This window comes from Nitrospirillum amazonense (assembly GCF_007828035.1).
GTDB lineage: Bacteria > Pseudomonadota > Alphaproteobacteria > Azospirillales > Azospirillaceae > Nitrospirillum > Nitrospirillum amazonense.
Map to the genome: position 1 here is coordinate 67,103 of NZ_VITV01000020.1, position 8,607 is coordinate 75,709.

Annotated in this window: 8 protein-coding genes and 1 tRNA gene; all 9 read right to left on the minus strand. The window is 64.8% G+C overall.

Annotated elements, in window-relative coordinates:
- Positions 1 to 91: 91 nt before the first annotated feature.
- Positions 92 to 4,279, minus strand: a complete 4,188-nt coding sequence (gene rpoB, locus FBZ87_RS28635; protein ID WP_145613979.1) for a DNA-directed RNA polymerase subunit beta — start codon at positions 4,277 to 4,279, stop codon at positions 92 to 94.
- A gap of 313 nt (positions 4,280 to 4,592) precedes the next feature.
- Entirely contained in the window at positions 4,593 to 4,973 is a 381-nt protein-coding gene (gene rplL / locus FBZ87_RS28640; protein ID WP_145613980.1) for a 50S ribosomal protein L7/L12, read from the minus strand.
- A gap of 54 nt (positions 4,974 to 5,027) precedes the next feature.
- Entirely contained in the window at positions 5,028 to 5,546 is a 519-nt protein-coding gene (gene rplJ / locus FBZ87_RS28645) for a 50S ribosomal protein L10 (protein ID WP_040842376.1), read from the minus strand.
- A 378-nt stretch (positions 5,547 to 5,924) separates the two neighbouring features.
- On the minus strand, positions 5,925 to 6,632 hold the full coding sequence (rplA, locus tag FBZ87_RS28650; RefSeq protein WP_411861209.1) for a 50S ribosomal protein L1: 708 nt from the start codon (positions 6,630 to 6,632) through the stop codon (positions 5,925 to 5,927).
- Entirely contained in the window at positions 6,629 to 7,063 is a 435-nt protein-coding gene (gene rplK / locus FBZ87_RS28655) for a 50S ribosomal protein L11 (RefSeq protein ID WP_040842373.1), read from the minus strand. The genes rplA and rplK overlap by 4 nt, the downstream gene beginning before the upstream one ends.
- A gap of 180 nt (positions 7,064 to 7,243) precedes the next feature.
- The gene (gene nusG / locus FBZ87_RS28660) at positions 7,244 to 7,774 is read right to left on the minus strand and encodes a transcription termination/antitermination protein NusG (RefSeq protein WP_004271317.1); all 531 of its coding nucleotides are present in this window, start codon (positions 7,772 to 7,774) and stop codon (positions 7,244 to 7,246) included.
- Positions 7,775 to 7,778: 4 nt separating this feature from the next.
- The gene (secE, locus tag FBZ87_RS28665; protein WP_040842369.1) at positions 7,779 to 7,976 is read right to left on the minus strand and encodes a preprotein translocase subunit SecE; all 198 of its coding nucleotides are present in this window, start codon (positions 7,974 to 7,976) and stop codon (positions 7,779 to 7,781) included.
- A gap of 104 nt (positions 7,977 to 8,080) precedes the next feature.
- Positions 8,081 to 8,156: transfer RNA gene (locus FBZ87_RS28670), tRNA-Trp, on the minus strand.
- A gap of 354 nt (positions 8,157 to 8,510) precedes the next feature.
- Positions 8,511 to 8,607: EF-Tu C-terminal domain-related protein (locus tag FBZ87_RS30165; protein WP_000507943.1), on the minus strand; the 97-nt coding region annotated here is incomplete at its 5' end.

An 8,607-nucleotide genomic window follows, 5' to 3' on the forward strand; every position in this document is an offset into this window, starting at 1 on the left:
AAGGGCTGGGAATTCAATTGGCTGCGAACCGGGACGGACGAGCGCCCCCGGGGGAATCCCCCCGAGGGCGCCGCCCAAGCTCGACCGGTGATCAGTAGGACCGCTCGTTCAGCTCGACGTTCAGGCCCAGGGACCGCAGTTCCTTGACCAGCACGTTGAAGCTTTCCGGAATGCCGGCCTCGAAGTTGTCGTCGCCACGGACGATGGCCTCGTAGACCTTGGTGCGGCCGGACACGTCGTCCGACTTCACCGTCAGCATTTCCTGCAGCGTGTAGGCGGCGCCGTAAGCTTCCAGCGCCCAGACCTCCATTTCACCGAAGCGCTGGCCACCGAACTGGGCCTTGCCGCCCAGCGGCTGCTGGGTGACCAGGCTGTACGGGCCGATGGAGCGCGCGTGGATCTTGTCGTCCACCAGGTGGTGCAGCTTCAGCATGTAGATGTAGCCGACGGTGACCTTGCGATCGAACGCCTCGCCGGTACGGCCGTCAGTCAGCACCATCTGGCCCGAGCTGTCGATGCCGGCTTCCGTCAGCATGCGGACGATGTCGTCCTCCCGCGCGCCGTCGAAGACGGGGGTGGCGAACGGGATGCCGCGGCGCAGGTTGCCCGCCAGTTCCAGAACCTCACCATCGGTCAGGTCGCTCACCTCCTCGGTGTAGGCGGCCTCGCCGTAGATGTGCTTCATGCGGCCCTTGATGTTCTCAAGGACGGGGGCCTTGGCCTCCGGCTCGGCATGGCGCATCTGGTCCAGCATCTGGCCGATCTGCTTGCCGAGGTTGGCCGACGCCCAGCCCAGGTGGGTCTCCAGGATCTGACCGACGTTCATGCGCGAGGGCACGCCCAGCGGGTTCAGAACGATGTCGACCGCCTGGCCGTCGGCCAGGTAGGGCATGTCCTCGATGGGCAGGATGCGGCTGATCACACCCTTGTTGCCGTGACGGCCGGCCATCTTGTCGCCGGGCTGCAGCTTGCGCTTCACCGCCACGAAGACCTTGACCATCTTCATGACGCCGGGCGGCAGCTCGTCGCCGCGCTGCAGCTTCTCGACCTTGTTCTCGAACCGCTCCTGCAGCTTCTGGATGCTCTCGTCGAACACCCGGCCGTAGGCCTCCACGTTCTCCATGATCTGGTCGTTGGCGACCGCGATCTGGCGCCACTGGCCGCGCGACAGGCCGGACAGCAGCTCTTCCGTGATGACCTCGCCCGACTTGATGCCGCGCGGAGCGGACAGGACGGACTGGCCGACCAGCGTTTCCTTCAGGCGGGTGTAGAAGCTGCGCTCCAGGATCGCCTTCTCGTCGTCGCGGTCCTTGGCCAGCTTCTCGATCTCGGCCCGCTCGATCGCCAGCGCGCGCTCGTCCTTGTCGACGCCGCGGCGGGAGAAGACGCGGACCTCGACCACCGTGCCGGTGACGCCCGGCGGCAGGCGCATGGACGTGTCGCGCACGTCGCTGGCCTTTTCACCGAAGATGGCGCGCAGCAGCTTCTCTTCCGGGGTCATCGGGCTTTCGCCCTTCGGCGTCACCTTGCCGACCAGGATGTCGCCCGGCTTCACCTCGGCACCGATGTAGACGATGCCCGCCTCGTCGAGGTTCTTCAGAGCCTCTTCGCCGACGTTGGGGATGTCGCGGGTGATTTCTTCCTGGCCCAGCTTGGTGTCGCGGGCCATGACCTCGAACTCCTCGATGTGGATCGAGGTGAAGACGTCATCGCGCACGATGCGCTCGGAGATCAGGATCGAGTCTTCGAAGTTGTAGCCGTTCCAGGGCATGAACGCGACCAGCACGTTGCGGCCCAGGGCCAGCTCGCCCAGGTCGGTCGAGGGACCGTCGGCGATGATGTCGCCCTTCTCCACCCGGTCGCCCACCTTCACCAGCGGACGCTGGTTGATGCAGGTGTTCTGGTTGGAGCGCTGGAACTTCAGCAGGTTGTAGATGTCGACGCCGGGGGCCGCCGCGTCGGTGTCGCCGGTGGCGCGCACGACGATGCGGGTGGCGTCGATCTGGTCGATCACGCCAGCGCGGCGCGCGGCGATGGCCACGCCCGAGTCACGGGCGACCGTCGCTTCCATGCCGGTGCCGACCAGGGGCGAGTCCGCCTTGATCAGCGGCACGGCCTGACGCTGCATGTTCGAGCCCATCAGCGCGCGGTTGGCGTCGTCGTTCTCCAGGAACGGGATCAGCGCCGCGGCGACGGACACCAGCTGCTTCGGCGACACGTCGATCAGGTCGATCATGTCCGAGCGGGTCATCATGTACTCGCCACCCTTGCGGCAGCTGATGAGCTCGTCCACGAACCGGTTGTCGGCGTCCAGCGTGGCGTTGGCCTGCGCCACCATGTAGCGGCCTTCCTCCATGGCGGAGAGGTAGACCACCTCGTTGGTGACGCGCTTGTCCACCACCTTGCGGTAGGGGCTCTCGATGAAGCCGTACTGGTTCACGCGGGCATAGGTCGCCAGCGAGTTGATCAGGCCGATGTTCGGACCTTCGGGGGTCTCAATCGGGCAGATGCGGCCATAATGGGTCGGGTGCACGTCGCGGACTTCGAAGCCCGCGCGCTCGCGGGTCAGACCGCCCGGCCCCAGGGCCGAGAGACGACGCTTGTGGGTGATTTCCGACAGCGGGTTGGTCTGGTCCATGAACTGCGACAGCTGCGAGGAGCCGAAGAATTCACGCACCGCGGCCGCGGCCGGCTTGGCGTTGATCAGGTCGTGCGGCATGACCGTGTCGATCTCGACCGAGCTCATGCGCTCGCGGATCGCACGCTCCATGCGCAGCAGGCCGACGCGGTACTGGTTCTCCATCAGCTCGCCGACCGAGCGGACGCGACGGTTGCCCAGGTGATCGATGTCGTCGATCTCGCCGCGGCCGTCCTTCAGCTCGACCAGGAGCTTCAGGATGGCCAGGATGTCGTCCTTGCGCAGGACGCGCATCTGGTCGTCGGTCTGGAAGCCCAGGCGCGCGTTCATCTTCACGCGACCCACGGCCGACAGGTCGTAGCGCTCGCTGTCGAAGAACAGGCCGCTGAACAGGGCCTCAGCACTTTCCAGCGTGGGCGGCTCGCCCGGGCGCATGACGCGGTAGATGTCGATCAGCGCGTCCTCACGGCTGGCGTTACGGTCCGCCGCCATGGTGTTGCGGATGTAGGCGCCGACGTTCAGGTGGTCGATGGCCAGGACCGGCACCTCGTCCACGCCGAACTTCTCCAGCTTCTCCATGGCGGCGGTGGTGATCTCGTCACCCGCCTCGAAGATCACTTCGCCGGTCAGCTCGTTGATGATGTCGATGGCGAGGTAGCGGCCGGCCAGCTCCTCGGTCGGCACCTTCACCTCTTCCAGGCCACCCTCCTGCAGCTTCTTCAGCACGCGGGGGGTCATCTTGGTCTCGCGCTGCAGCAGGACCTCGCCCGTGCGGGCGTCGATCAGGTCGGAGGCCAGCTTCACGCCCTTCATGCGCTCGGCGACGAAGGGGGTCTTCCAGCCGTCGCCGGCGCGGGTATAGGTGATGGTGTCGTAGAAGGCGGAGAGCATCTCCTCCTTCGACATGCCCTGGGCCTCATACGGGGCCAAGCCCTGGCCGGCCTTGGCGCGCTGGGCCCGCAGCTGCTGCGTCTCGGCGCCGTCCAGCGCGAACAGCAGGGTGGTGGCGGGCAGCTTGCGGCGGCGGTCGATGCGGACGTACACGAGGTCCTTGGCGTCGAACTCGAAGTCCAGCCAGGAGCCGCGGTAGGGGATCACGCGGGCGGCGAACAGGTACTTGCCCGACGAATGGGTCTTGCCCTTGTCGTGGTCGAAGAACACACCCGGCGACCGGTGCATCTGGCTGACGATGACGCGCTCGGTGCCGTTGATGACGAAGGTGCCGTTGGCCGTCATCAGGGGCATGTCGCCCATGTAGACGTCCTGTTCCTTGATGTCGCGGATGGACTTCAGGCCGGTGTCTTCGTCCATGTCGAAGACGGTCAGGCGCAGGGTCACCTTCAGGGGCGCGGCGAAGGTCATGCCGCGCTGCTGGCATTCCTCCACATCGTACTTGGGCTGTTCAAGCTCGTACTTAACGAAGTCGAGCACGGCACGGTCGGAAAAGTCCTTGATCGGGAAAACCGACTTGAACACTTCCTGAAGGCCCAGATTGGCGCGCTTCTCGGGCGCCGTGTCCATCTGAAGGAAGTGGTCGTAGGAACTCCGTTGAACCTCGATGAGGTTCGGCATGCGGGTCACTTCGGGGATGCGTCCGAAGCTCTTACGAATACGCTTACGTCCCGTGAACGACTTGGCCATGAAATGCGCCTCTCGTGAACTAGGCCCGGGTCAACTGCGCCGGCCGATTTGGATGCGACGGCAAGCGAAACAAACACAAATAGGCGCGTCCGGCCCCGCCCCCTTCGGAAGCGGCCGCCGTCCGGCGCCAAACACTCAAACTGCCCTTCCCGCCCCAAATTCCATCGCGGAACCTTCTTCGGGAAGAAACTGGAGGATCACCATACGACATCCTCCAGAAAAAGGCGACAGCGCCGGGCGGCGGTCCCCCATATGGGGAGTGCCACCGTCCAGCGCCATCTTTTTTTCAGAAACGCCCACAGGGGATCGTTTCTTACTTCACCTCGACCTTCGCGCCGGCGTCTTCCAGCTGCTTCTTAATCTTAGCAGCTTCGTCCTTCGTGGCGCCTTCCTTCACGGTCTTCGGCGCACCCTCGACCAGGTCCTTGGCTTCCTTCAGGCCCAGGTTGGTGATGGCGCGGATTTCCTTAATCACGTTGATCTTCTTGTCGCCGGCGTCGGCGAGGATCACGGTGAATTCGGTCTGCTCTTCGGCGGGAGCGGCGGCTTCAGCGGCCGGGCCGGCAACGGCGGCAACGGCAACGGGAGCAGCGGCGGAAACGCCCCACTTCTCTTCCAGCAGCTTCGACAGCTCGGCGGCCTCGATGACGGTCAGAGCGGACAGCTCTTCAACCAGCTTTTCCAGCTTGGACATGGATGTTCTCCTAAATCAGGTCTTGTCTTGAGATTTACGAAAAGTACGCGAGGCTCAGGCCGCCTCGCCCTTCTTGGCATAAGCCGACAGCACGCGCGCCACCTGGCCGCCCGGAGCCTGCAGCACACCGGCGATGCGGGTGGCGGGCGTCTGGAGCATGCCAAGCAGGCGACCACGCAGTTCTTCGATGGACGGGAGCTTCGAGAGAGCCTCGATGCCCTTGTCGTCCAGGACGGTACCGCCCATGCCGCCGCCAATGATCTTGAACTTGTCATTGGCCTTGGCATAAGCGATCGCAACCTTGGCCGCCGCGACCGGATCGCTTGAGTAAGCGATGGCGGTCACGCCGACGAACAGGTCGTCCAGCTTTTCGAACTGGGTGCCCTTCAGGGCGATACGGGCGAGCCGGTTCTTGGTCACCTTGAAGCTCGCGCCAGCGGCCCGCATCTTGCGGCGCAGGTCCGTCACCTCGGCGACCGTCATGCCCGACTGGCGGGTCACGACGACCAGGGAGGTGGCGGAGAGCGCCTGATGCAGAGCCGCGATAGTCGCTTGCTTTTCTGTGCGATCCACGGTTCGCCTCCTAACAACTGGGACAGACGGGCGGGTCACGCCCTTCTTCCCGGTCCAAATGTAGCCTCGGCCTCCACCCACGAATGGGTTTCACCCGAAACCGGTGAACCTGCCCCAGAAGCGACAAGCCATCCAATCCAAGCGGGCGGGGGAACCGTCCACCTGTAAAACGCTTGTTACTCCTGTCTATGCCGGCGTTCATTAAGCCGCCCCGGTCGTCACGCCCCCGAAGGGATGATCGGTTCCGGCTTGGCGCCCGCAGTCTTGGACAGGGTTGGAAGGACGGATCGCTCCGGCCCTCCGCCGGCCTCGCCGTCCGTCCCAATATGGGCCAACCCATATGGAAACGAACGGCTTGGACGGAAACTCCTTGCAGCCTTAGGCCGAGATCGAGGCGACCAGGGCGGCGACGTCGAGCTTCAGGCCCGGGCCCATGGAGGAGCTCAGGCTGACCTTCTCGATGTAGGTGCCCTTGGCACCCGTCGGCTTGGCGCGGTTGATCGCGCCAACAAAGGCCTTGATGTTCTCGGCCAGGGCTTCCTGGCTGAAGCTGGCCTTGCCCACGCCGGCGTGAACGATACCGGTCTTCTCGGCGCGGAACTCGACCGAGCCGCCCTTGGCGGACTTCACGGCTTCGCCGACGTTCATCGTCACGGTGCCCAGCTTCGGGTTCGGCATCAGGCCGCGCGGGCCCAGCACCTTACCCAGACGGCCGACCAGGGCCATCAGGTCCGGGGTGGCGATGCAGCGGTCGAAATTCATCTCGCCCGCCTGGATCTTCTCGGCCAGGTCTTCCGCACCCACCAGCTCGGCGCCGGCGGCCAGGGCTTCGTCAGCCTTGGCGCCGCGGGCGAACACGGCGACACGAACGGTCTTGCCGGTGCCGTTGGGCAGCTGGACCATGCCGCGGACCATCTGGTCGGCATGACGCGGGTCGATGCCCAGGTTCATGGCGATCTCGACGGTCTCGTCGAACTTGGCGGTGGCGTTGCCCTTCACCGACTGGACGGCCTCGTCCAGGGCGTAGAACTTGTTCCGGTCGACGGTGGCGTTAGCCTTCTTGAGACGCTTGCCGGCCATGATCAATCCTCCACCACTTCCAGGCCCATGGAACGGGCCGAGCCGACCAACATGCTGGCAGCCGCCTCGATATCGTTCGCGTTCAGGTCCGGCATCTTCGTCTTGGCGATTTCGCGGATCTGCGACATCTTCACCTTGCCCACCGCGGCGCCCTTGCCCACCTGGACGGCGCCCTTGGTGATGCCGGCGGCCTTCTTCAGGAAGTAGGTGTTCGGCGGGGTCTTGGTGACGAACGTGAAGGTACGGTCACCGTAGGCGGTGATCACGACCGGGATGGGCATGCCCTGCTCCAGGTCGGCCGTCTTCGCATTGAAGGCCTTCACGAATTCCATGATGTTCAGGCCGCGCTGACCCAGGGCCGGACCGATGGGCGGCGACGGGTTGGCCTTGCCGGCCGGCACCTGCAACTTGATATAACCGACGATCTTCTTCGCCATGATACGTCCTCAACAACAATCCGGACGGAACCCCGGTCAAGGGGCGCCACCCGGATCTGCGGGATGCGTGGTTCGGTTTGCCCCATGGACTTCGGCCCCGTTGCCGGGACCTTCGGGCTTGCCTCCCACGCGGGGAATGGGAAGACGCCCCGGTTCCGAAGAACAGGGGCGCCGTCCCGCTTAAATCTTTTCGACCTGCGCGTACTCGAGCTCGACGGGGGTCGCACGGCCGAAGATGGACACCGCCACCTTGACCCGCGCCTTGTCCTCGTCGACCTCTTCGATGAGGCCGGTGAACGAGGTGAAGGGGCCGTCGGTGACACGCACGTTCTCGCCCACTTCGAAGTGGATGGAGGGCTTGGGCCGCTCGATCCCTTCCTGCACCTGGTTCATGATGCGCAAGGCTTCCGCCTCGCTGATCGGCTGCGGCTTGCCGCCGCCACCCAGGAAACCCGTCACCTTCGGCGCGTTCTTCACCAGGTGCCAGCTCTCGTCCGTCAGCTCCATCTTCACCAGCACGTAGCCGGGAAAGAACTTCCGTTCAGAGTTCACCTTGGCGCCACGGCGCACCTCCACGACCTCTTCGGTCGGGACCAGGATTTCCTCGAACTGATCTTCCAGACCCTTCTGGGCGGCCTTCTCACGAATCGACTGAGAGACCTTCTTTTCGAATCCGGAATAAACGTGAACAACGTACCAACGCGCGGCCATGACCTTAGCCTCCGATACCGAAAACGAGGCGGACAGCGAACGCGATGATCTGATCGACCGCCAGGAAGAACAGAGACGCGACGATGACCATGAGGAACACCATCCAGGTGGAGATGACCGTTTCCTTGCGGGTCGGCCACGTCACCTTGGCGATCTCACGGCGCACTTCGCGCGCGAACTGGGCAGGACTGGTCTTCGCCATAAGGGCTACGCCACCACGTTCAGAGCTACTCGTCGTACTGCTTCGGCATCGCTGCCGCTACCGGCCCGCTTGGCCGTCCGGGCGCGCTGTTCAGCGGGGCGACGTGGCAGGAGTGGAGGGGATCGAACCCCCAACCCCCGGTTTTGGAGACCGGTGCTCTACCAATTGAGCTACACTCCTACGTCGCCGGCCGCAGTTTCCCGCGTCTCGGAGGGCCGGTTTATTCACCATTCGGAACCGCTTGTCCAGATAAAACAGCATACCCCTCGTATGCGGGGCAGATCTGCGTCTGTGCAGGCGGCCGGTGGGCCGGCAACACCTTTCCCCAACAGGCCCAGGGGCCCGAAAAGAACGGTGTTTTCAGGGGTTTGACCGTCGGTGCCCGGGAAATCCCGACCAGCCGCCGGAAGGCCTCCGACGGCCCTCCCCTACTTAAAGGCAAAGGGCGCCACCGGCGGACCGGGGCACCCTTCACCAAATCGCGTAGGCGCGGGCGGCCTTCAGGGAAGGCCAGCCGCGCGACCCAAACGTTCCTTAGGCGATGATCTTCGCGACCACGCCGGCGCCGACGGTGCGGCCGCCCTCGCGGATGGCGAAGCGCAGGCCTTCGTCCATGGCGATCGGGGCGATC

Coding starts and splice junctions, on each gene's coding strand:
- rplK (WP_040842373.1), bottom strand. CDS start 7,063: ATGGCGAAGAAGATCGTCGGTTATATCAAGTTGCAGGTGCCGGCCGGC.
- secE (WP_040842369.1), bottom strand. CDS start 7,976: ATGGCGAAGACCAGTCCTGCCCAGTTCGCGCGCGAAGTGCGCCGTGAG.
- rpoB (WP_145613979.1), bottom strand. CDS start 4,279: ATGGCCAAGTCGTTCACGGGACGTAAGCGTATTCGTAAGAGCTTCGGA.
- rplL (WP_145613980.1), bottom strand. CDS start 4,973: ATGTCCAAGCTGGAAAAGCTGGTTGAAGAGCTGTCCGCTCTGACCGTC.
- nusG (WP_004271317.1), bottom strand. CDS start 7,774: ATGGCCGCGCGTTGGTACGTTGTTCACGTTTATTCCGGATTCGAAAAG.